This is a genomic window from Nostoc sp. (assembly GCF_036917635.1).
GTDB lineage: Bacteria > Cyanobacteriota > Cyanobacteriia > Cyanobacteriales > Nostocaceae > Nostoc.
Genome location: NZ_JBALCW010000094.1, coordinates 73,389 through 95,538 on the forward strand (window position 1 = coordinate 73,389; position 22,150 = coordinate 95,538).

Annotated in this window: 19 protein-coding genes and 1 pseudogene; 6 read left to right on the plus strand and 14 right to left on the minus strand. The window is 41.3% G+C overall.

Annotated features, from left to right (window positions below; genetic code table 11):
- Positions 1-74: 74 nt before the first annotated feature.
- Both V7K32_RS21915 and V7K32_RS21920 read left to right on the plus strand, forming a co-directional pair.
- Positions 75-971, plus strand: a complete 897-nt coding sequence (locus V7K32_RS21915) for an alpha/beta fold hydrolase (protein WP_334995889.1) — start codon at positions 75-77, stop codon at positions 969-971.
- Positions 972-1,357: 386 nt separating this feature from the next.
- Positions 1,358-3,283 (plus strand): hypothetical protein, encoded by a 1,926-nt coding sequence (locus tag V7K32_RS21920; RefSeq protein ID WP_334995890.1) that lies wholly within the window; start codon positions 1,358-1,360, stop codon positions 3,281-3,283.
- A 2-nt stretch (positions 3,284-3,285) separates the two neighbouring features.
- Here V7K32_RS21920 and V7K32_RS21925 read toward each other — a convergent pair whose 3' ends face one another.
- From V7K32_RS21925 to V7K32_RS21945, 5 genes are all read right to left on the minus strand, one after another.
- Entirely contained in the window at positions 3,286-3,873 is a 588-nt protein-coding gene (locus V7K32_RS21925; protein ID WP_334995891.1) for a Uma2 family endonuclease, read from the minus strand.
- Positions 3,874-4,248: 375 nt separating this feature from the next.
- Positions 4,249-5,211: an orange carotenoid protein N-terminal domain-containing protein gene (locus V7K32_RS21930; RefSeq protein WP_334995892.1), complete on the minus strand. Its 963-nt coding sequence runs from the start codon at positions 5,209-5,211 to the stop codon at positions 4,249-4,251.
- Positions 5,212-5,800: 589 nt separating this feature from the next.
- Positions 5,801-7,327 carry an anthranilate synthase component I gene (gene trpE / locus V7K32_RS21935; RefSeq protein ID WP_334996242.1) on the minus strand — a complete coding sequence of 509 codons (1,527 nt, stop codon included), beginning with the start codon at positions 7,325-7,327 and terminating at the stop codon, positions 5,801-5,803.
- A gap of 95 nt (positions 7,328-7,422) precedes the next feature.
- Positions 7,423-7,848, minus strand: coding sequence for a photosystem I reaction center subunit II PsaD (locus tag V7K32_RS21940; RefSeq protein ID WP_334878531.1), 426 nt, complete (start codon positions 7,846-7,848; stop codon positions 7,423-7,425).
- A gap of 150 nt (positions 7,849-7,998) precedes the next feature.
- Complete coding sequence (locus tag V7K32_RS21945) at positions 7,999-10,008, minus strand: DICT sensory domain-containing protein (RefSeq protein WP_334995893.1); 2,010 nt, start codon at positions 10,006-10,008, stop codon at positions 7,999-8,001.
- Positions 10,009-10,975: 967 nt separating this feature from the next.
- Here V7K32_RS21945 and V7K32_RS21950 point away from each other — a divergent pair.
- Positions 10,976-13,261: an amylo-alpha-1,6-glucosidase gene (locus V7K32_RS21950; protein WP_334995894.1), complete on the plus strand. Its 2,286-nt coding sequence runs from the start codon at positions 10,976-10,978 to the stop codon at positions 13,259-13,261.
- Between the two features lie 47 nt (positions 13,262-13,308).
- On the opposite strand, the gene V7K32_RS21955 is transcribed toward V7K32_RS21950, so the two are convergent.
- The 5 genes from V7K32_RS21955 to V7K32_RS21975 form a co-directional block, all read right to left on the minus strand.
- On the minus strand, positions 13,309-13,605 hold the full coding sequence (locus V7K32_RS21955) for a hypothetical protein (RefSeq protein WP_334995895.1): 297 nt from the start codon (positions 13,603-13,605) through the stop codon (positions 13,309-13,311).
- Positions 13,595-13,891 (minus strand): BrnT family toxin, encoded by a 297-nt coding sequence (locus V7K32_RS21960; protein WP_334995896.1) that lies wholly within the window; start codon positions 13,889-13,891, stop codon positions 13,595-13,597. Before V7K32_RS21960 ends, V7K32_RS21955 begins: the two co-directional genes overlap by 11 nt.
- 191 nt (positions 13,892-14,082) lie before the next feature.
- Positions 14,083-14,208, minus strand: coding sequence for a hypothetical protein (locus V7K32_RS21965; protein WP_334995897.1), 126 nt, complete (start codon positions 14,206-14,208; stop codon positions 14,083-14,085).
- Between the two features lie 162 nt (positions 14,209-14,370).
- On the minus strand, positions 14,371-14,700 hold the full coding sequence (locus V7K32_RS21970) for a DUF2973 domain-containing protein (RefSeq protein WP_334878535.1): 330 nt from the start codon (positions 14,698-14,700) through the stop codon (positions 14,371-14,373).
- A 327-nt stretch (positions 14,701-15,027) separates the two neighbouring features.
- Positions 15,028-15,345 (minus strand): DUF2605 domain-containing protein, encoded by a 318-nt coding sequence (locus V7K32_RS21975; protein WP_334995898.1) that lies wholly within the window; start codon positions 15,343-15,345, stop codon positions 15,028-15,030.
- A 192-nt stretch (positions 15,346-15,537) separates the two neighbouring features.
- Between V7K32_RS21975 and V7K32_RS21980 the strand changes: the two genes are divergently transcribed.
- The 3 genes from V7K32_RS21980 (at position 15,538) to V7K32_RS21990 (ending at position 18,454) form a co-directional block, all read left to right on the plus strand.
- Entirely contained in the window at positions 15,538-15,666 is a 129-nt protein-coding gene (locus V7K32_RS21980; RefSeq protein WP_334995899.1) for a hypothetical protein, read from the plus strand.
- Positions 15,667-15,760: 94 nt separating this feature from the next.
- On the plus strand, positions 15,761-17,611 hold the full coding sequence (thrS, locus tag V7K32_RS21985) for a threonine--tRNA ligase (protein ID WP_334995901.1): 1,851 nt from the start codon (positions 15,761-15,763) through the stop codon (positions 17,609-17,611).
- 459 nt (positions 17,612-18,070) lie between these two features.
- A complete protein-coding gene (locus V7K32_RS21990) occupies positions 18,071-18,454 on the plus strand; it encodes a hypothetical protein (RefSeq protein ID WP_334995903.1) in 384 nt (127 codons plus the stop codon).
- Between the two features lie 128 nt (positions 18,455-18,582).
- Here the strand turns inward: V7K32_RS21990 and V7K32_RS28875 are convergent.
- From V7K32_RS28875 to V7K32_RS22005, 4 genes and pseudogenes are all read right to left on the minus strand, one after another.
- Positions 18,583-18,765 (minus strand): annotated as a pseudogene (locus tag V7K32_RS28875) (hypothetical protein); the annotation flags it as partial.
- A gap of 64 nt (positions 18,766-18,829) precedes the next feature.
- Positions 18,830-19,168 carry a hypothetical protein gene (locus tag V7K32_RS21995; protein ID WP_334995905.1) on the minus strand — a complete coding sequence of 113 codons (339 nt, stop codon included), beginning with the start codon at positions 19,166-19,168 and terminating at the stop codon, positions 18,830-18,832.
- A 181-nt stretch (positions 19,169-19,349) separates the two neighbouring features.
- Entirely contained in the window at positions 19,350-20,150 is an 801-nt protein-coding gene (locus tag V7K32_RS22000; RefSeq protein WP_334995907.1) for an RMD1 family protein, read from the minus strand.
- Positions 20,151-20,876: 726 nt separating this feature from the next.
- Positions 20,877-21,152, minus strand: a complete 276-nt coding sequence (locus tag V7K32_RS22005) for a hypothetical protein (protein ID WP_334996244.1) — start codon at positions 21,150-21,152, stop codon at positions 20,877-20,879.
- Between the last annotated feature and the right edge of the window lie 998 nt (positions 21,153-22,150).

The window sequence follows — 22,150 nt, forward strand, 5'->3', positions numbered from 1 at the left end:
CCCCGTATCTACGTATATCCAAAAAGAATATATTACTTATGCTACTTAATTACTCCAATCAACAAAAAGTACTTATGTTTCAACCACCAGGATTTGAACAACGGTCTATAAATACCTCACTAGGTAGGATGGTATATTATACAGCCGCTAAGTCACCTTTTCCGGACAATTTAACAGGAAAAGATGATCGAGAAACTTTAGTGTTTCTGCACGGCTTTGGTGGTGGCTCTTCTGCTTATGAGTGGTCAAAAGTATATCCGGCTTTTGCCGCCGAATATCGGGTCATTGCGCCAGATTTAATCGGTTGGGGTAGGTCTGAGCATCCGGCACGGAGTTATAAGATTGAAGATTATTTAACCACGATTCGGGAGTTTTTCGAGCAGACTTGTACAAGACCTGTAACAGCGATCGCTTCTTCTTTGACCGCAGCCTTTACAATTCGAGTCGCATCAGCTCATCCTGATTTATTCAAATCTTTAATTCTCACTACCCCCGCCGGACTATCCGATTTTGGCGAAGACTACTCCCGTAGTTTTTTTGCCCAGTTAGTCAGCGTTCCCGTTGTTGACCGTTTACTTTACAGCACTGGAATAGCAACCAGTGGGGGTATTCGCAGCTTCTTAGAGCAACGGCAATTTGCTCAATCTAATCGAGTGTACCAAGAAATTGTAGATGCTTATTTACAATCTGCCCAACAGCCTAATGCTGAGTATGCAGCACTCTCCTTTGTCCGTGGCGATTTATGCTTTGATTTATCCCTTTACATTCAACAACTAACTACTCCCACCGCGATTATTTGGGGACAAAGGTCAGAATTTACTGGCCCCTCAATTGGTCGCCGCCTTGCCGAAATTAATCCCCAAGCGATCCGATTTTTTCAACAATTGGAAGATGTGGGGTTAACACCGCAGTTGGAGTTACCAGCAGTGACAATTGGCTTAATTCGCCAATTTTTGCCTTTGCTTAATTAGTACTTTGTTCAGTAGTACTGGGTAGGGGCGCACAGATGTGTACCCCTACGAGTATCTGTGTTGATTTGTGTTAATTATTTATTTCTGTACCTTAATCCATGCGGAAAGGGCTATATAACCAAGCCAGTGCATTGTAAAGCAGCACTGTTGCCTAGCGTCTCCCTCAAGAGAAGACAGGTTTCACATCGCGGGTGATGGAGTCCGAATTCTATTCGCCAGGGCTGGGCATATTTTTACAACAGTGAAATGTTCTCAGGTCAAGTTAAAGACGATTGGTTTCATTATAGTATTCAAAATAACTATACTATTCAACCTGACTTGATAAATTGCTAATTATACAAACAATATAAGGCATAGCAAATTTATACTAGCAGGGAAATTATCTGATGACTATTCCAGAGCCAATTAAAAAGTTTATCACATGGATACAAGGTTTTGACCATCGGATTTTACGAAATGAAGATGATGTAAAAGAAAAGTTGATTTCACCAATGTTTCGCTATCTCTGTTATCCAGAAAAATGTCATCGTGAATACCCTTTAAAAATATCTAAATTAGAAAAATACGGTAAAAATCCACAAAAAAGTCATATTTATTATATTCAAGATGATATTCAGCAAGAAAACACTGGTAATTCACTTGTTTTTATTAAAGTAATAGAACCTCAAAAGGCTAAATTAAATGAGCCTATCGAGAAATGTAAGTTTTACATTAATCAATTTAATCCATTATTTTTTATTGTCACTAATGGATATATTATCAAGGTTTTCAAATGCCTAGATTACTCTAAAAAAGAATTGGTATTTGATATAAATATAGATAACCTTAAAGATAATGATATTGCTTCAATTTTTTATAATCAACTAAACTTCGATTTTGTAAAAAATACAGTAAATATTTTAATCAATTCTAAATATAACTTAATAGAAAAATTAATTAGACATCATCCAGATTTACACGATGTTTTAGAAAAAAGTGATTTTGAGCCTTGTACTACGAGAGAAGACTACCGCTTGGTTGTTGTGAGCAAAAAAGTAGCGATCGCATGTAATTTACCCAAAGCTTTTGCAGAGGGTAATTGTGAAATAGAGTTCAGTAGCATTATTTTAAGAGGTCTAAAAATTTACTTAAATCATCAAGATATTTTAGGTCAATTAATGACTGGATTGCACACGCAGCCAAATTGGGGATGTCGTCGGTTTTTTAAACAGTTAAATAAAAATACTTTTGAAGTATATTTAGGTAAAACAACTCTAATTTTATCAGAGTTAGAAGTAGCAGACTTGTGTTTTTGTATTGATGGAGTTTGCCAAGAATATAAAAATTTAATAATTGAATTTGAAAATGCTTTAGAAACATGGAGTTTTGAATTCGTAAAACTTTCAGATAGTTGGGGTTTTATCCTTTTTTCTGTAAAACAAGAATTATGGGAGTTAATGCAGCAGTTTGCTAATGAATTTGATTATACTAAAGGCAAGTCAGAATGGCATATATTCCATAGAAAATATATATCAATTCGAGTAAGTCGAGGAATTCGCGATCATACATTTATCTTACCTAAACTTGATATAAAATTAGATTTATTGCCTAATAATCAAATTAACATCATCTATGAGCTAAATGATGTTAATTTAAAATCTATTGAGACAGGTAAATTAACCTTATGGAAGCAAGATATTGGAGTAAAGGGAACTTGGACAGCTAAATATACCAAACAGTGGTTATTAGAGAAATATATTCCAAAAGTTATTAATTATTACTCAGCATCTCAACTATCTGAAGCTGAATTGCTGGCCAAAATCACAAATTACACAAGAGAGCGGGCGCTTATTATAGAAATTGATAATATCAAAGAGTTAGCACCTTATCTTCGTGACATACAATCTTGGCTACATATATATGTAGAAAATATTGCTGCTGCGCTCTTGAAACCATATTATCAAGCCTATACAAATTTGGTGCGTAATACTGATTCATCCATAACAGGCATAGACTATATTATAGGAAATTTGCGTAAGGTTGAGTGGACAAACAGCCAAGAAGAAATTACTAACAATTTGACAGACTGGAAAAACTTGACTTTTAAACATGCTATAGATTGCTTAGATCAGCAAATAGCAAGAATAAATAATTGTGAATACGAAAATAGTTTAAAAGCAGATTTAATAACTCGGACATTTATTTGGATTATAGAAAATGGGAAAATCTCTTTCTCGCAAGCTCAGTTAAATGCTGCTAAACAGGCTTTAATACCACTTTGGGAACAAAGTCGTTTTGAAATGCGCTATATCTATCCTAATCAATATCAATAAAACTACATAATCTGCTGTAAATCCAACACAAATCCAGGTAGTACATTTTCTCCTGATAAACTAGCAGGATTGTCTAATATCTCTACATCTTTACCTGGACGATAAATTTCCACCCGCTTGTTTTTCCGGTCAATTAACCAGCCTAATTGAGCGCCATTTTCGATATATTCTTGCATTTTATCTTGCAATTCTTTCAAGGAATCAGTGCGAGAACGCAACTCTACTACAAAATCAGGACAAATCGGGGCAAATTTTTCTTGTTGTTCTGGGGTTAAAGCATTCCAACGGTCAATTTTCACCCAAGAAGCATCGGGAGAACGTTCTGCACCATTAGGTAGAGTGAAACCACTTGAAGAGTCAAAACCTTTGCCTAATTTAGTCTGTTTATTCCAGATTCCTAATTCAACAACCATATCAAAGTTACGGTTGCCAGTATCACTACCTGTAGGTGGCATAATTAATATTTCCCCTGATGCTGTGCGCTCAAATCTATAATTACTATTTTTCTGACACATCTGGAAAAATTGCTCATCAGTTAAGTCAATTTTCAATTTGAGTGTAGAAGGTAAAGTGGTTGTAGTGGCGTTCATAGGCTATTTTGAGCATCTTACTTTCTATTTTAGTGGTGTGTGGGGTGCGATCGCATGATGACCGATAACACCAATGAATTCTGGGGACACGATCTTCTCAAATACAATAAAGCTGAATTAAGTAAGTGGGCGCAACTACGAGCCAAATACAGAGATTTTACTTTTCGTTACATACTTTGGTTTTATCTTGCCTACCTACTTAGATCGAATGATTTCATTTGTAAAACCATTTTCTGTTTAATTTAAAGTAGATAAGTAGGTAGGCGTAATTAAATATAAGATCAAACCTCACCCTCAATCCTTCTCCTTAATATTGTCGGGGGAAGCCAGATTGAGGGTGAGGTTTTATATTTAATTTGACCCTAAAAGAGTGGTTTATTTACGTACTAGGTTGAGCAGTTCTTTCGGAGAAGCGAGCAAGTCAATCGCTACAAAAAAGATTTTGCCTTGGGGATCTATCAAAAACCGCCATGCAATATTCATCCCAACACTGGCACCGAACCAAGGGGTTTGGACTTTACCTGTGACTTTAACTTGTGTATAGCCATCTTCTACTGGCTCAGATATACCACGCTCTGGGATCATCTTTAATCCCTGGCATTCTTCACGCATATAAGCGCGGATTGCATCTTGACCAACAACCGGTCTTTCAAAGGGAGGTTGCAAAGCACCTTCAGAACGAAACAGAGCAACAGCAGCCTCAAAGTCATTGGCATTCATGTTGTTGATATAGCCCAGCACTGTAGCGTTGCTGATACCCTCAATGGTGACTTTAGTCCGAAATGCTGGTGCAGTGGGAGGAGACACAGGTTCTAAGACTTTTTTGTAACTACCGGGAGCGTTCGGGTCGAATCCCATGCTAATTACGGTATTGCGTAGAATTGTGATTTGTTGACCTGAATCAGCATTCCTGATTGCTTGTAACACATCAGCAGCCTTGGGAGAAAGCTTGTAGCCTTCTGGAATAGGAGCAACGATTCCCTGAGCCATCCATTCTCCTAACTGATACCAGAAGCCCAATTTGATGTTCACGGTGAAGGATGCATAGGAACGACACAAGGGAGTGTCAGCACGGTTAGCCAAATCGTACATGACTTGGGTTTGAGCCTCAAAAGGCATCTGCTTAATTTGTTCGAGTAAGCCTTGTGCGAGAATCATGTTAGCTGCCCCTGGAGCGGCAACCGTAATGCTTCTACCCATCTCGGTATAGGCAAACCAGAGTAATGCTAGTTGATCTTCAGCATTGAGCTGTGAGAATGATTCGACAACAGTTGGAACAATGTCAGCAACTAGGGTGCCGGGAAAAATACTTTGAGCCGACTTGATGGTAAAAGACATAGCAGATGTTCCCAAAAGAAAATTAGAGTTCTATCGAATGTGAAAATCAAATGTGCAAAGACGAAGGGGAATACCTTTAGCTGTTAACAAAGGCACTCAGTAGTCTTGGCATAGACGTAATTTGTCGTAGCCATCGCTATACCTTTGGTATAGCAATTTTCTTGCCTGTGAGTTTGGATACTCGGCAAAGCACATTGCAGGCTCAACTGCATAGTTATCTAGAAAACCTTGATTAACAGTGGTTTAACGCATTAAGGTTGCTTTTGTATCTTTATGTAAAGAAACATAACAATTTAGTTACAAAGAAGCAAGACTTTCTCAGTTATAAATTACGAAGTTCTATTTATGTTTTATATAAGTTTTACTTAAGACGCATTTTGCACAATTGGTGGCTTTGTGTGTATTCACTTCCAAGAGCGGAACCAACCGCAGCCCGCACTTCCTGTCAAGTAGTTATAAAAAATCTTTACAATTTATAAATAAAAAAATGATATAGTACAGCACAGCGTAAATAACAATTCAAAAATAAACATACCATTTCAAATGGCGCAAAAGCTTGAAATACAATTCTTAGTCCCCAAGCCCCAGTTCAACGCAAACAACGAATCGCCTCTAATAGACCTCTAGCTTTATTGAGCGTTTCTTCGTATTCTTTTTCTGGCTCAGAATCAGCCACCATACCTGCACCGGCTTGCACGCTTACGGTATTATCATGTACTACCATTGTGCGAATTGCGATCGCAGTATTTAATTGCCCTTCAAAATCATAATATCCATACACACCAGAATAAACACCCCGACGGCTAGACTCTAACTCGTGGATAATTTCCATTGCCCGAATCTTGGGTGCGCCGCTTACCGTACCTGCTGGGAAGCAAGCTTTCAATAAATCCCATGCTGTTTTAGCAAGTGCTAATTTACCCACAACATTGCTGACTATGTGCATCACATGGGAGTAGCGCTCAACTACCATTAATTCATCAACTTTTACGCTACCATTTTGACAAACACGCCCCAAATCATTCCGCCCTAAGTCTACAAGCATCACATGTTCAGCAACTTCCTTGGGATCTTCGAGTAAATCATAAGCAAAGGCTGCATCTTCTTGGGTGGTTTTACCCCGTGGACGTGTGCCGGCAATTGGGCGTACCGTTGCTATCACTTCACCATCTGAATCGGTTTCGGCTTTCACCATCACTTCGGGACTGGAACCGATAATTTGCCAATTTTGGAAGTTAAAGTAAGCCATGTAAGGCGAAGGATTTATCTGACGTAGGGAGCGATAAAGGGCAAAGGGGTCGCCTGTGTATGCTGTTGATAGTCGCTGGGAAATTACTACTTGGAAAATATCGCCTGCTTTAATATATTCTTTTGCTTTTTGGACACTAGCACAGAAATCTGGGCGGGTGAAGTTGCTGGTGTATTCTTCTGCTCCTCCTGGCTCCCTGCTCCCTGGCGGTTTCCATTCCAATCGAGTTTTTTCTGGCGATAGAGGTAGAGATAGCTTTTCGAGCATTTGGGTGACGCGATCGCAGGCTTGTTGATAGGCTGCCTGTAAAGACGTTACATGTAACGTCTCTACATTACGTAAATCAGCATAGGCGATCGCCCAAATTTTCCGCTTTACCTGGTCAAAAATCAATAGGTGGTCTACCTGCATCCACAACCCATCAGGGATATTTCGCTCATCTGGTGGGTGAATTGGCACACGCGGCTCAATCCAGCGAATTAATTCATAGCCCCAAAACCCAAACAAACCGCCTATTCCTGGCGGTAGCTGTGGTAACTTGACTGGGTGATAAGGTGCTAAACATTCGGCTAAAGCTGTAAAAGGGTCGCCTGCAAAAACGACTTGTGAACCATCACGGTTTTTCTGGGTTGTGCGATCGCCCCTTGCTTCCAAAACCCACACTGGATCGCAACCCACTAAACTATAGCGCCCCAGTTTTTCTCCACCTTCGATCGATTCCAACAAAAAGCTATAGGGCTGACCTGCACATACTTTATACCAAGCAGATACGGGCGTATCTAGGTCTGCCACCCATTCTTGATATACCGGGACGAAGTTGCCTTGTTGCGCTAAGGCCGAAAACTGGGAGAAATCCGGAAACATAATTATTTTTTTAAAAGTAATTGCTAATTGGTAATGGGTAATGGGTTTTTACTTACCAATTACCCATTACTAATTACCCATTAGCTACTAACAGCTAGTTATGGAGCGTCGTAGGTAGTAACACCGCTAAACTTAAGTTTCGCGGGACTGGGATTTTGTCCGATCCGACGGTCTACATAACGAACTTTGTCACGACCTGGGTTAACCTTTTCAGGGAAGACACCATCAGCTGGGTGAAGTAAAGTGGTTTCTCCGTTGGGTAAAATCCGGTAAACCTTGTAATCTGTAATTTTGAGTTTCCGGAGTTGTTGACCGCCCAAAAATATTCCATATTCTTTACGAGCTATATACAGGAGGTTTTCACCTTTCCGCATAATAGCAGCACCACCTGTAGGCAATTCAAAAACTTGCTCTTTCGGGCTAGTCCAAGTGATCGCGTACTTTTCTTCCAGTTCTGCTTTTGTGAGCAAGCCGCCGGTGCTGCCACCGTATAGCGGGGTTTGTCCAGAGAGTGTTTCTGCCATAAGTGATTCTCTCAACGTTTTTAGGGAATCCTAACACCGCAACCAGGATCATATTGCGATCGCGTCATAGACTGTAACAGTTTTTAGTCATTTGTCATTGGTCATTAATCATTCTCCCCCTGCCCATGCCCCATGCCCAATCCCCAATCCCTATCTACTCTTGACTTTTGTCCGCTTTTCCTCTTGGCTACTTTGAACAATCGGTATGGTGAAGTGAAACTGACTACCCTGGTCTTTGCCTGTTGACTCTGCCCAAATTTCGCCACCCCAGCCATTAACAATTTGACGGCAAATTGCTAAACCAAGTCCAGTGCCGCCAGTGGTGCGGCGTAGCGCTCCCTCTTCTTGATAGAAGCGGTCAAAAACTATTTCTAAACGATTCGGTTCAATGCCGCGTCCAGTGTCTGCTACAGTCACCTCGACCATTTTATGGCTGTTGTAAATCGCTTTAATGGTGATTTCTCCTTGGGGTGGCGTAAATTTACAAGCGTTATCTATGAGTTTTGCCAGTACCTCTACCAGCCAATCACCGTCAGCTCTAACCAAAGGTAGGTTTTCGGCAATTTGAGCCTTGATTTTGGGTGGCTTTTCAGTTGAAGAACGCGGGCGATTTCGGCTGAGTGATAAATCTATACACTCTTGTAAAGTCAGTGATTCTGGATGCCATTCCACGCGGCCGCTTTCCAAGTTGGAAAGTGTGAGGAAATCTTGTACCAGTTTTCGCATCCGTTCTGAGTCGGAAAGAGCAGTGTTGAGCATGATTTGCTGCAACTCTAAAGGCATATCCGGCTCACTAGCAAGGCTTTCCAGGCACACTTGAATGGTGGATAGGGGGGTACGCAGTTCATGTCCGGTGATGGCTATGAGGTTACTGCGGGTGCGGTCTAGGGCTTCTAACTGCTGGTTAAGTTCTTCTAGGTTGGCGTAAGCTTCCGCTTGGATGAGAGCTGCTCCCACTTGGGTGGCGATCGCTTCTACCAAATCCAATTCCCCAGGTTGGCACTCGTGCGGTGGCATTCGGCAATAGTGTAACTCCACGATGCCCAATAATCGCCCCTGATAGAATACTGGTTCTATCAGCCAAGAACGAATGGCAAACTTTTTGGCGATCGTGGAAAGGGCTGGCGAATTAGTAACGCGAGGGTCACTCAGCGTATCGCTTACACAAACGCCTTCGCCAAGTTCTACTATGCCCCGAAATAGAGAATTTTTCTCTAACTCCCAGGTTTGCCCACGAACAGATAAAACACCAGGATTTAAAAACTCGTGTTCAATCATGGCTTGGCTATCTGTGGCTTGAGCGCGGTAAATTAGACAGCGACAAGCTTCTAGGTGTTGTCCTAATTCTTGTGCCGCCACCTGGAGAACTTCGTGCGGATCGAGCGATCGCCGAATGGCTGTGCTAATCGAGTTGACTAATCGTTCTTTTCGTGCTTGGGCAGCAATAGAACGGTAGGCTTTGTGCAATTTGTACTGACTAGCTTGCAAGTAAGTTACTAATCGCTGCACAAAAGGATCTGTATCAATGTCACAAGCATATTCATTGATCTGTTCTGCTCCAGAGTAGCTTCGCGGCTCTCCTATACCAAACCTGTAACGGCCCTCCTCAATTTTACTTGCCAGTTCTGGTCTGTAAACCAAAATCCTATCTAACAGCAATTCGGCTGCTTTGAGGCTAGCTCCCCTTTCCGATGTCCAAACTCCCTCAAATCTTCGCGCTGCATCTATATCCAGATTGGGGCTTAGTTCTGGTAGTTGCTTGTTTTTAGCAATAGAACCAAGGCTTTCCCGGCAAACTAGACAAGTTGCATAATTGTCAGCAATCACTACTAAATGCCACTCATGGCTTAAGCCATCAGTTGGCTCAAAAGCGACCTTTTCGTAGTGTTCTGAACTGTTGGCGAAATCCGTTTCTGGAGCAGATAATACGTATATTTGGTTACTCCGCAACGCTAGTCGCAGGTAGCGATGAGCTTCTTGGCGGTAGAATCGCTCTCGCTGGAAACTAGCAATTACAAGAGGTTGAGCTAAAGTCGCAGCCAAAACTTGATCTTCCATCGCATGGGAGAGCGCCGTTAGTGAAGCCTTAAAATATAGCTGGGGCCGCAAGTATGGTAGGGACTTTAGCAGATCACTCAGCACAGAAGTCGAAATGCTCATGAATTATTGTTAAACGCTCAACCTCGATAAGATCAAAAGTCACAGCTGCATTGTACAAATTCCAAGGGACTCTCAAGTTAAATAGAGAGTTGCAATATGTAAAGAACGCGTTTAAGCACTTTCTGCCAAAGCAGGCGCAACACTTTGTTACCAATTAGAAGGAGTGCGGACAACTTGATTTGTTGATTGGCAACCTACTACGCCCAATATACATTCTCGACCAAGTTTGAAATATGCTTGCACAACCAAAATATTTCCGCACTAAGTAGCAAAGTACTATTTTTTATATAATTTTAACTATTTATTTTACTGATAACCACTGAAAAATAATAGTCTACGTGTAGGCAAAATAGCCCATTGTAGTCATCCCCTACTTTGCCTACGTTGATTTATGCCTACTAAATAAATTTTCTTATCCAAAAATTATTACGGGAGCATCCCAATTTTGGCTTAAATCTTTTCCCTCACCCCCAGCCCCTCTCCCATGATATGGGAGAGGGGAGACATAATTCTAGTTCCCCGAATCCCATCTATGGGATTCGGGGTTAGGGGATGAGGGCTATCAAGGTTTTTGCACCTGACGGGATGCTCCGATTATTAGTGCTACATTCACATAATTTAATCATTAATATTGATTAAAATTAATCAATTAATGAATTATCATAAATTAGTTTAATCAAATACCAGAGATATTTAAAACAAAATCGTATAATAAATAATTAGTAGAAAAAAATAATCTCCGCCCTACAAGTGCAAAGAGTGTCAATTTAGAGTTATAAAATGTAAGTTTATCATCTGCTTATACGGGTTTGAGCGCCGCTATGTTATCAGCAGTAGTTAAGTGTTATTTTGGCTCCAATGGCTCAAGCAAGTTTTAGAAAGCGTCTTTTTTTTGAAAGTTGTAAGGGTCAGTAACCTCTACTCAGAAGACCACAAAAATATAGACCTGTACACGGAACTTTGGCTAATGACACCGGATACGCTAATGACCCCGGAAAAAATTTTCCTGGATGGAAAAACTTTTATTCCTGCCGAACAATTACCTATCCCGGAGTGGCCTTGTGTTGTGAGTGAAAGGCCACAACCGACACTGACGGTTAAAGATGATGATTTATTTTTTGTGACTGATACTATCGGGAACATTTCTGGCTGTTCCCTTAACAATGGCAATCCCAGTATGGGACTGTTTTGTTGTGATACGAGATTTCTCAATCGCTTGGAGTTGCAAATTGAGGGGCGATCGCCTGTACTTCTCAGTAGTACTGCTGAAAAGGGGTTTTCACTCTCCGTTTTGTGTACCAACCCCAGAATCGACGAACGCCTAAGAGCCGAAACTGTAGGAATTCGCCGGGAAATGGTGCTGAATGGCGCACTATTTGAAGAAATAGAGGTATCTAACTACAGCACAACAACTGTTGATTTTGAACTAAGCATCAGCTTTGATGCGGATTTTGTTGATTTATTTGAAGTCCGCGGCTATGACAGAGAAAAACGAGGTCGGCTCTTACGTCTAGTAGAACCGACGGCTGATGAAGCAATTTCTCTAGCCGATAGTGTTTCGCTTATACCCAAAGAGCCACCAATTAGGGAAGAATCTTTAACACTCGCCTATCAAGGTTTGGATGGCTCGGTGATGGAATCCCGGATTTTATTTCAGCATCGCCAACCAGACTATTTCAAGGGTTACACTGCGGTTTGGCAGCTAGAGTTAGCTTCTCACGAAACTCAAAAGCTGGGTTACCGAGTCAGCATGTTGAAAAACAACCAGTCTAGTTCAACCGTAAGCGCCGCCTTCACTTTAGGACAGGCAAAAGCTGCTGAGTTGATGGAGGAGCAACACTGGGTAGAACAAATTACCCGCATAAGCTCAGATAAAAGCACCTTCAATCGAGTCATTGAGCGGGCCGAGCAAGATATGTATTTGTTGCGCCAGTCTTTTGGTAAGCATAAGACTGTTTCGGCTGGAGTGCCTTGGTTTTCTACACTCTTTGGGCGGGATTCGCTGATTACAGCTTCTCAAACCCTGATGTTAAACTCGCAAATCGCCAAAGAAACCTTGATATTACTAGCGACATACCAAGGTAAAATTGACGACGAATGGCGCGAAGAAGAACCGGGTAAGATTTTGCACGAGTTACGTTTGGGAGAAATGGCTCGTTGTCAAGAAATTCCCCATACACCCTATTACGGTACAGTTGATGCCACTCCCCTGTGGCTAATGCTGTATGCCGAACATTATGCTTGGACTCACGATCAAGAACTCCTAGAGCAACTTTGGCCCAATGCTCTAGGAGCAATGGAGTGGATCGATCGCCATACAAAAGAAACCAGTTACCTTAACTATTTTTGTAAATCTAAACGCGGTCTTGCTAACCAAGGTTGGAAAGATTCTGGCGACTGTATCGTAGATCATAAGGGAGAATTAGCCAACGGCCCAATTGCCCTGTGTGAGGTGCAAGCTTATGTCTATGCTGCAAAAATGCGTCTAGCAGAAATAGCTAGGATGAAAAAGCGGCTTGATTTGGCAGATCGTTGGCAAGAAGAGGCGAGAAATCTTAAGGTTCGTTTTAATCGAGATTTTTGGGTAGAAGATTTAGATTTCTGCGCTTTGGCTTTGGATGGAGATGGCAACCCAGTAGACAGTATTACCTCAAATCCTGGTCATTGTCTGCATTTGGGTCTTTTCAACCACGAAAGAGCCTATAGTGTCGCAGAACGGTTGCGGGCACCAGATATGTTTAATGGTTGGGGCATTCGGACTCTGAGTAGTTTGTCACCCGCTTACAATCCAATGGGCTATCACACTGGTTCGGTTTGGCCTCATGATAACGCTCTGATTGCAATGGGATTGCGATCGCTCGGTCTTATCGATCAAGCCCTGGAAATTTTTCAAGGTTTATTCGACATGACTAGCCAGCAGCCTTATCAACGTCCTCCAGAACTCTTCTGTGGCTACGAAAGGAATGGTGATAATGCCCCTGTACAGTATCCAGTTGCTTGCACTCCCCAAGCTTGGGCTACTGGTAGTATTTTCCAACTACTACAAATGATGGTTAACTTAGTGCCTGATGCTCAAAATAACTGCTTGCGAATAATTGACCCCGCTTTGCCAGAATCGATTAATCGCTTGTCATTTCATAATTTGCGAGTCGGCCCCACCATCCTCGATTTAGAATTCGAGCGTTCTGGGACTACGACTGCTTGTCGCGTTGCAAAAAAACGCGGTAATTTGCGGGTAGTTATAGAAGCTTAGGAAGGCAGTAGGGAGTATGCCAAGACTCCCTATTTTATCTACCGTTACTAACTGTTGCTGCGTCGCCCAGTAGCTTCGCTGAGTGCTTCACGAATTATCTCATCACTCACACCATGCCGTTTCAGGCTCTCAATCAATGTTGAAACAGTATCACCCTCAAGTCGCTCAATATCTGCTCTAAGTCCTTGTCCGATGTAAGCGCGAACTAATGGCTGATAACCAGAAAACCCTAACAATGGTGCTACCCGCTTCAAATCCTCAATCACATCTTCGGGAATGCGAATTGTAATTGTTGTCATTGGACGACTTTTATCGAGTCGCTTTTTTAAAACTTCAGCTTTCATAGTATTCACGTTCCTTGCGCGTGGCTTTCCGAGCCGAGATGATCCTAATAATGTCGTTTTCACGCTCCATGTAGACGACGTACAGAAGATTCCATCGTCTGTCCAAGCCAATCACAGCATCTCGCTCCTGATCGTTGCGGCTTGCATCAACCACCACTAGAAACGGATCGAAGAAAGCTTCTACGGCTTGCTGAAATGTGATGCCGTCATGATTGCTAGGATTAATCCAAGCTTTCTCCTCGTTCCAAAGGAAGGTAACACCATTAAGCACGAAAAACACATCCATACCTCATAGTCTAGGCAAGATGTATTTACGTTGTCAATACGTTTTCTTGTAAAAACTCACAGTTACAATTCCGGGCTGAATCTTGATGCGTGCCAGAATCTTGCAATGCTCACCTGTTTTTTATCTAGAGAATTACTTGGTAGTCCATGCATCGATTATCTGCTCAACCTGCTCAATTGGAACCCCTACTCTTAGTCAATCTGGTCAAACCCTTCTCGTATAGCCGCAATAAACTCAATTTTCTGAACAATTTCTCGTAGGGTTACATCCTGGAGTAAATGTTTCACCAACTCAATAACGGCTTCTTTGTCACTCATAGCAACTTAAACCTGTGCCAAGTGGACAACACAATGTTAACTTACCAGCCTACCGATGCGATCGCCTCAAATTTAAGGATGGTAATAAATTTCTCCTAAAAAAAGGTTTGAGGATGTAAAAACAACAATAATTTACACCCAAACTCCAAACTCCTAACTTTTTTACCCTTCCTCAGAATTATCTCTTTTATGTCCTGGGGATGCTTCGTAAAGTGCATCGAGATGTTGACGCGCGTCTTCAACGTTAATCGAACGCATTACCAAAAGTGGCTCTTTAATTAAATTGCCTGCGCTATCTAATAACTCTGGATGGGGTACAAACTGTTTTTTTGATGAATAATAGCCATAGTTGCCTTGATTATTCATTGGCGAGCAATTCGTCGGGTAGGTTCGCTCCCGATCAAAACTGAACATAATCAGGTTACGAATTAAGTTGCCAACAGCTATAAATGCAAGGATTGTAAAAGCAAGAATGTAAAGCAAATGTAACATTAGATTTTCCTCCAGGACAGCAATTTTTAAAACTTTATTTTGATTTTGTAACGCTTTGTTTCGCCGACACTGTGACTCACAGTTAAGACTAGTGTTTGACGCACTTTTTGTGCGGTTACATTTATATGAAGCTATTTGTCAACCGTTATTCCACTTACGGTAGCATAGGATACATTACTTTGTTAATCCAAAAAATGTTAAGAAAGTGTTAAGAGGTATTTAGTATTTATTTGACGGCTGATTTACCATCTTGTGTAGACGCAAAGAGGGTTGTCGTTATAGATCGCTAAATAGTCTACCAAAATTTAGCAGATTTGCATGTGTTACTTAGGCTTCACGCCCTTGGCGAAAGCGCATTGCGACATTCCAGCATTCTGTTACTAATTCATGCATTGGCATTAACGTTGCCATATCAATTCCGACTTGTTTATCAGTTGCACTAAACAACATCTTTGCCGTATTCAGTTCAAGCTGCGCTTGCTTAACCCGCAGAAGCAAGTCAGATTGCTCTTGCTGACTCATAAATGATAGTTGCTCGGTTTCGAGTAAATGACGCGATCGCGTAAACCAATGCTGAAAATCTTCCAGCAGGGGTTCTAAAACCGTTTTCAGCAAATCAGTCCCTGGTAAATTCGAGTCTGACATAAATGCGAAGGATATTTCAAACTTTCTTACTAATATTAACGTTATTTACGTTTCTTAATACTTTTTTTAATTCTCTCATAATTGGAGGATATAAAAATTTGTAACAAAGAATACAGTTTTTATTATATAGTCTTGATCTAGGGTTTGTACAGTTCCTTTGGAGAGGGGTCTATAGGTATAGGTGACAGCAAGTTGCAATTCATAAGAGAATTTAGCGATGTCTACGACGGGCTATTCGGCGTCGCGCGCAATCCTGAATTTGATACTCAGCAAACCGATGAAAAATTTATCTTTATCCGCGATCGCAAATTAAGTCAGTAGTTGGATGATATTGCTGAACTGCCAAAAATCAAAGTCGTTATAGTTGAATAAGCCTACAGATTCAGATAAATCACCTTTTGTAATCACTTCGCCAATGGTTCAGCAGCCAATGTCGCCAAATTCATCAAATCAGTCCGAACACTCAGAACAAGTTGAAAAAATTTATTTACCGCGTACCAGCGAATCGGAGAACTTAAAGAAGATTCGCCACACTGCTTCCCATGTAATGGCAATGGCAGTACAAAAGCTGTTTCCCAAGGCGCAAGTTACAATCGGGCCTTGGATAGAAAACGGTTTTTACTACGACTTCGACAATCCAGAACCATTTAGCGAAAATGATCTCAAAGCCATCAAAAAAGAGATGGCGAAGATTATTAATCGCAAGTTTGCGGTTATTCGAGAAGAAGTCAGCCGCGAAGAAGCCCAACGCCGGATTCAGGGAATTAACGAACCTTACAAGCTAGAAATCCTGGCAGATATCAAAAACGAACCAATCACGATTTACCACCTGGGGAATGAATGGTGGGATTTGTGTGCAGGGCCTCATCTGGAAAATACCAGCGAATTAAACCCCAAGGCAATTGAACTAGAAAGCGTTGCTGGTGCTTATTGGCGTGGGGATGAAACTAAAGCCCAATTACAACGCATCTACGCCACCGCTTGGGAAAGTCCAGAACAACTCGCTGAATATAAGCGACGCAAAGAAGAAGCGCTGCGGCGAGATCATCGGAAACTGGGTAAGGAACTGGGATTATTTATATTTTCTGATCTAGTGGGGCCGGGTTTACCTTTGTGGACGCCCAAAGGCACTCTGTTACGGAGTACTTTAGAAGATTTCCTCAAGCAAGAACAGTTAAAACGGGGTTATTTATCTGTAGTAACGCCTCACATTGCCAGAGTAGACTTATTTAAAACCTCTGGACATTGGCAGAAATATAAAGAAGATATGTTCCCCTTAATGGCAGATGATCAAGAAGCTGCTGCACAGGAACAGGGCTTCGTCATGAAGCCGATGAATTGCCCCTTCCACATCCAAATATATAAGAGTGAGTTACGCTCTTATCGGGAATTACCGATGCGCTTGGCGGAATTTGGTACTGTTTACCGCTACGAACAATCAGGGGAATTGGGCGGTTTAACGCGGGTGCGCGGTTTTACTGTAGATGATTCTCACCTGTTCGTCACCCCAGAACAGCTAGATAGTGAATTTCTCAGTGTGGTGGATTTGATTTTGTCAGTGTTCAATAGTCTGCAACTGAAGAAATTTAAAGCTAGACTCAGTTTCCGCGATCCTGCTAGTGATAAATATATCGGTTCCGATGAAGTTTGGGACAAAGCCGAAGGTGCAATTCGCCGTGCAGTTGAAACTTTGGGGATGGATCACTTTGAAGGTATTGGCGAAGCGGCATTTTATGGGCCAAAACTTGACTTTATCTTTAGTGATGCCCTAGATCGGGAGTGGCAATTAGGAACTGTGCAGGTAGATTACAATTTGCCAGAACGCTTTGAGTTGGAATACGTCGCTGAAGATGGTGTTCGCAAACGCCCAGTGATGATTCACCGTGCGCCTTTTGGTTCGCTCGAACGACTAATTGGGATCTTAATTGAAGAATATGCGGGCGATTTCCCTTTGTGGTTAGCGCCAGTGCAAGCTAGATTATTGCCAGTGGGTGATACACAGCTAGACTTTGCTAAAGATGTGGTGGCGAAGATGCGTGCGTTGGGCATCCGTGCAGAAGTAGATACTAGTGGCGATCGCTTGGGTAAACAGATTCGCAATGCAGAGAAAGAAAAAATACCCGTGATGGCAGTGGTGGGAGCTAAGGAAGTGGAAACCAACACCTTGAGTATCCGTACCCGCGCCTCTGGGGAATTGGGGGTTATAGCTGTAGATGAGGTGGTGGATAAAATGAAAGATGCGATCGCTAAGTTCGAGAATTTCTAAAATCTAACATCGGGAATTTCTAAAATCTAACCGCAAACGCACACTAATTATAATTGGTGTGCGTTTTGTCTAGCTGATAGGTTTTGGAAAGGGTGCGATCGTAACGTATTTAATAGACATCTCGTGAAAAAGAATGTAGAGACGCGATATATCGCGTCTCTACAAGGGTTCTGCATAACGCATATTTAATTTCTGGAGATGTCTAATTATCAAAGACTCGTTAACGGAGTTCAGAGGTGGATTCATCCAGTTCAAATACTCATTTTAATTTTAACTTTTCATGAGATTTGGAAAGTCAGAAAGTATCACAGGCAACAAAAGTTTTCTCAATCACCGCACTCAAGAAAACTTTCTGATTTATTCAAGACTGATAGCATAGATTTAAAGACTTGTGGAATCTGCTTTTCCTAAACAGACTGGACTTGCATCAATTAATGTCAATAATTTTTGACTAACATTATGAACCGCTTTACCTCTATTTTGCTGGCTGGCTTGATAGCATCTGCATCAGCTTTAGCTATTTCTCCAAAAGCTGGGGCTAATACACCAGCGTCTTATGTTGCTGAGTTTGATAGCTACGGCTATGAACGCAACGATGATGGTAATTACGAACGTCATAATCGTCACTACAGAAATGGTGATTATGACCGCCAGAACGACCTTCGCAACATTCGTGACGACAATCATCGCCGCTATGACCGTGATAACAATCGTCAATATAACCGCGATAATCATCGCCGCTATAACCGCGATAATAATCGCCAATATAACCGCGATAATAACCTTCGCAACATTGATAATAACCGTCGCTATGAACGCGATCGCGACTGGGGACGTGGTTAAGGGACTTCCAAATAAAAAGATATCCCAAAACTGACGCAAAAATCCTCTCTATTTCTCTTCTCTCTGTGTTCTCTGCGTCTGGAGTGGTTCGTTTATTTGGATAATTTATTTCTTGGAAGTCCCTAAGACTTTACTCCATCATGTCCATCATCAAGGCCAGCAACGATACCGTTAATCTGCCACGCTTCCGGCTTCGGCTTAGGCACTTCTTTCGCGCTTACCCAAGGCAGGGCGAGGAGGAGTGTCAACAGCAAGGTAAAGGGGAAAAGGAAAAAAGGCGATGATCGCTTTTTAAGTACATACTTAGGCATGGTTGAAGCGAATTGGTAATGCGCCACGTCCCGGCGAGTTGATCTGATCAACTCGCCACCTACATTAAAGCTCAATTAACTTGAAGCCCCAAGGTTTGAGAGCCGCTTCAGCTAGTTCTGTATTTACACCTTCATAAGCCTCCCATTCCAAGGGATGCTCTTTTGGATGTCCATCGCCGACATTACCTGCAACTTTGATTATGGGACAGTTGGCGATGCGATCGCGCTCCAGCCCTTTGGGAATTGCTAACTGGATTTTATGCCCGACAAACTTCGCTGTACTCTCCTCAGCTACAGCTTCACGGATTAAACAAATATCCCCAGCAGTCCCCCAAGTCGTTTGGTAGATGTGGAGGAACGATATATAGGGTGCTGGCTTGATGGATCTTTTGAGAACGTGCATTATCTGTAATCCTTACACTATGAGTCAAAAATCATAAATCATACAAGTATTTTCTATCACGCTCGTAGGGAAGAATGTTTTTTACTAACATTTTGCACCTAGCCCAGATGATTATAAATCGTCTGGTGGAATATAGCGGTTTTAGGTTAGTCCAATAGGTTTAGGCTCTCCAAATATAGCCTTAGCCTTTGAAAATGATCTCGTATAGTGACAGCAGAATCTCTACCACAATCAGAATCACCACATACCACTCTACTCGCTGGCTACTGCTATGCTGCATGAACTCCAGCACTGTTTGTGCGGTTTGGGTAATTAGCTCTAGTTTGCGTTCTAGAGCATGGTGACGCTCACGGATTTCGTATTCATCTTCCAAGCGCAGATATAAGTTTTCTAGCTGTGGGGATTCCCATAGTAACTCCGGCTTATCGATAATCTCTACTCGACCGACAATCTTATGTTGAACTAATAGAGTAGTCCCAAGTTGACGGAGTAATTCTCGGCTCTGGCGTCTACTCCTGTTTTCACGCTGGAGACTTGCTGCAAACGGTTCAATTTGATCGAATACAGTCGCTAGGCTGGTTTCATAGTGAGACAGCACAATACTCTTGGCAAGAATATCAGCCACTATCTGCAAGCGTTCTACACTAAATTCATGCAGCAAAATTTTTCCTTCTTTAACTCGCTCACTCTCTGCTACATTGAGATGAATTTCTACCTCTTCTGTTTCTGGGTTGGCAAAAGAGCCACTAACTTGAGAGGACAATTTGGTTAAGAAGGCTACCTTTTCCACAGGTTGAAGATTAAACAGGACAACTGCACCATAGTTCAGCAGTACCGCACAACCGTGTTCACCGACTGTAACTATTACTGGCATAGTCGCCAAGCAAACGTAATTCTCCAAGTTCTGTAAGTTAATATCTTTACCAAGGAATAAGGCCTGCGCTCTAAATCTATCTTTGTCATTAAAAAGGAGTTTTTGCATTGTCGCCCTATGGTATATTCTGCCTGCTGAACTACTTAAGTAGCGATGTCTACGATGGGCTATTCGGCGTCGCAATTAATGCCTGTTGTGAATATCGCTACAATCTCAGCTTACCAATAAATCTATCCAGCACTACCTGAGTACGGCTCACAGTATTCTTGAAGATCCGGTTTTTTAGCTATCTATACCGATCATTAATTCTTAGCTGCCTTTTCATAGTAAGAGGATGTAATGATATCGATTCTAAGTAACTGGGTCAAATTAAATATAAAACCTCACCCTCATCCTCAATCCCTCTCCGAACTCACGGAGAGGGATTGAGGATGAGGTTTTATATAGATGTTTAATTACGTCTACCTACTTAATCAGAATTTTTATGCAAGTTGCTACAACTATTTATCAGGGAGCATCCCAATGCAAAAATCTACTAAGTAAGTGGGCGCAAATAATCATCACTGGCTCGTAGTTGCGCTAAAGCGCAAGAGGGCGCAACTACGAGCCAAATACAGAGATTTTACTTTTCGTTACATAGTTTGGTTTTATCTTGTCTAGCTACTTAAGATAAAAGACTGATATCAAATCCGGTAGCATCTGAATGATTAAAAAACCGCTCCAGACGCAGAGAGCCAAGAGGAACAGGAAAGAGGAATAATTCCTATACAAACGGATTTGATATGACAAAGAAAAAAATACTCCTTATAATTTTGCTTAATTATTTAGTCTTAATTAATACTGAATTTTGAAAACGATAAGACTAATAAGTACGGCAAGACCTAGCGCTCTCCGAAAATAATTAACGCCTTGAAATAATTCCAGCCACGCCCAAGTAAACAAAGAGCCGTATGCTACTAGGTCTAACAATGTATTGATTTTGCCGCTTGTAAAAATTAGAGTTAGTAAACTAGTTACTATCCAAACAATAAGCGGTAGATTTGGCATCTGAGCTATAACAATGTTGCCTTCGTTGTCGCGGAAGGTTTTATCAACCAATGTATTTTGCATCATTTTTAATTGCTACTTAGCTACAAATAATTAACTTACAAAAACGACTCGCTACTCTCATGATAATAGATTTGTATTTAATTGCAAATCCATTAATAAGAGTAAAACATTTCAAACGCTCTTTTGAACTATCTAATTGCTGAGATTAGAGCGCTAAAGCATATTCCTATATGACTATGTTAAGAGGCATATTTACACGAAATCTGCCAAAATATCTATCTGTCGGGAGTCTTTTGTAATTTGGAGCGATTGTGATAGTTCTTACCTCCAGCAATAACTGCCTGAAAATCCGTAGTTTTATACTTTATCTAAAAGAAAACTGCTGTATATCTAAAGTTGAGGATCAGTTTAAAATGATTCTCTCTCCAGAGTCATGAAAGTAACTTATTTAAACAGCTAAATTAAAAAGGTTAATAGATTAATAATCATAAAGACTTATCGAAAGTTCAAGGGGCTATGCAGTAATTGCTGGAAATTGGGAAGATTATATTCAGCAGTTTTTTGATAAACCTTTCGTTCACCTTATCAGTCTCGATTTCTGTCTGATGTGCTTGATATTTCCAATTAGTTGATTATTTGATGATGATATGGCACGCCGAGGGGTCAAGGATATACGTATTTTTTGGTAGTTGCTCTTTTTCGCTTATTTGGGCTATTAGTATATCTGTGTTTACGTCCGTCATTACCAGAAAGTTTTTTAAAAGAGTGTCACGCCACAGCAAATAGCCCGTTATCACAATGCTACTGTTCTTCATCCAAAGGTAAAAGCGTGACTAAATCAGCCAAAATACAGTTTTCTAATTTAATTGCGTAGGCGCAGCCCGCCGTAGGCATCGCTTCCTCAATTGTCCTAATATCTCCAATGTGTTACTGTAGCTTGGGTTGCTAATGTGGGCTAAGGTAGATTTGGGCAAAATACTTAGTTTAAGTCAACCTATATTATACTTTCTTTATACTGGCTTGATAGTTACTACTTTTAAGAGAGTTAAACTTTATAT

What these genes read in the sequence shown, in the direction of transcription:
- V7K32_RS21970 (WP_334878535.1), bottom strand. Translation starts at nt 14,700, where the DNA reads ATGTTACATTTGCTTTACATTCTTGCTTTTACAATCCTTGCATTTATA.
- thrS (WP_334995901.1), top strand. Translation starts at nt 15,761, where the DNA reads ATGGTTCAGCAGCCAATGTCGCCAAATTCATCAAATCAGTCCGAACAC.
- V7K32_RS21960 (WP_334995896.1), bottom strand. Translation starts at nt 13,891, where the DNA reads ATGGATGTGTTTTTCGTGCTTAATGGTGTTACCTTCCTTTGGAACGAG.
- V7K32_RS21965 (WP_334995897.1), bottom strand. Translation starts at nt 14,208, where the DNA reads ATGAGTGACAAAGAAGCCGTTATTGAGTTGGTGAAACATTTACTCCAG.
- V7K32_RS21915 (WP_334995889.1), top strand. Translation starts at nt 75, where the DNA reads ATGTTTCAACCACCAGGATTTGAACAACGGTCTATAAATACCTCACTA.
- V7K32_RS22005 (WP_334996244.1), bottom strand. Translation starts at nt 21,152, where the DNA reads ATGCAAAATACATTGGTTGATAAAACCTTCCGCGACAACGAAGGCAAC.
- V7K32_RS21975 (WP_334995898.1), bottom strand. Translation starts at nt 15,345, where the DNA reads ATGTCAGACTCGAATTTACCAGGGACTGATTTGCTGAAAACGGTTTTA.
- V7K32_RS21930 (WP_334995892.1), bottom strand. Translation starts at nt 5,211, where the DNA reads ATGTCTTTTACCATCAAGTCGGCTCAAAGTATTTTTCCCGGCACCCTA.
- V7K32_RS21945 (WP_334995893.1), bottom strand. Translation starts at nt 10,008, where the DNA reads ATGAGCATTTCGACTTCTGTGCTGAGTGATCTGCTAAAGTCCCTACCA.
- V7K32_RS21955 (WP_334995895.1), bottom strand. Translation starts at nt 13,605, where the DNA reads ATGAAAGCTGAAGTTTTAAAAAAGCGACTCGATAAAAGTCGTCCAATG.
- V7K32_RS21920 (WP_334995890.1), top strand. Translation starts at nt 1,358, where the DNA reads ATGACTATTCCAGAGCCAATTAAAAAGTTTATCACATGGATACAAGGT.
- V7K32_RS21995 (WP_334995905.1), bottom strand. Translation starts at nt 19,168, where the DNA reads ATGCACGTTCTCAAAAGATCCATCAAGCCAGCACCCTATATATCGTTC.
- V7K32_RS21950 (WP_334995894.1), top strand. Translation starts at nt 10,976, where the DNA reads ATGACACCGGATACGCTAATGACCCCGGAAAAAATTTTCCTGGATGGA.
- V7K32_RS21940 (WP_334878531.1), bottom strand. Translation starts at nt 7,848, where the DNA reads ATGGCAGAAACACTCTCTGGACAAACCCCGCTATACGGTGGCAGCACC.
- V7K32_RS22000 (WP_334995907.1), bottom strand. Translation starts at nt 20,150, where the DNA reads ATGCAAAAACTCCTTTTTAATGACAAAGATAGATTTAGAGCGCAGGCC.
- V7K32_RS21990 (WP_334995903.1), top strand. Translation starts at nt 18,071, where the DNA reads ATGAACCGCTTTACCTCTATTTTGCTGGCTGGCTTGATAGCATCTGCA.
- V7K32_RS21925 (WP_334995891.1), bottom strand. Translation starts at nt 3,873, where the DNA reads ATGAACGCCACTACAACCACTTTACCTTCTACACTCAAATTGAAAATT.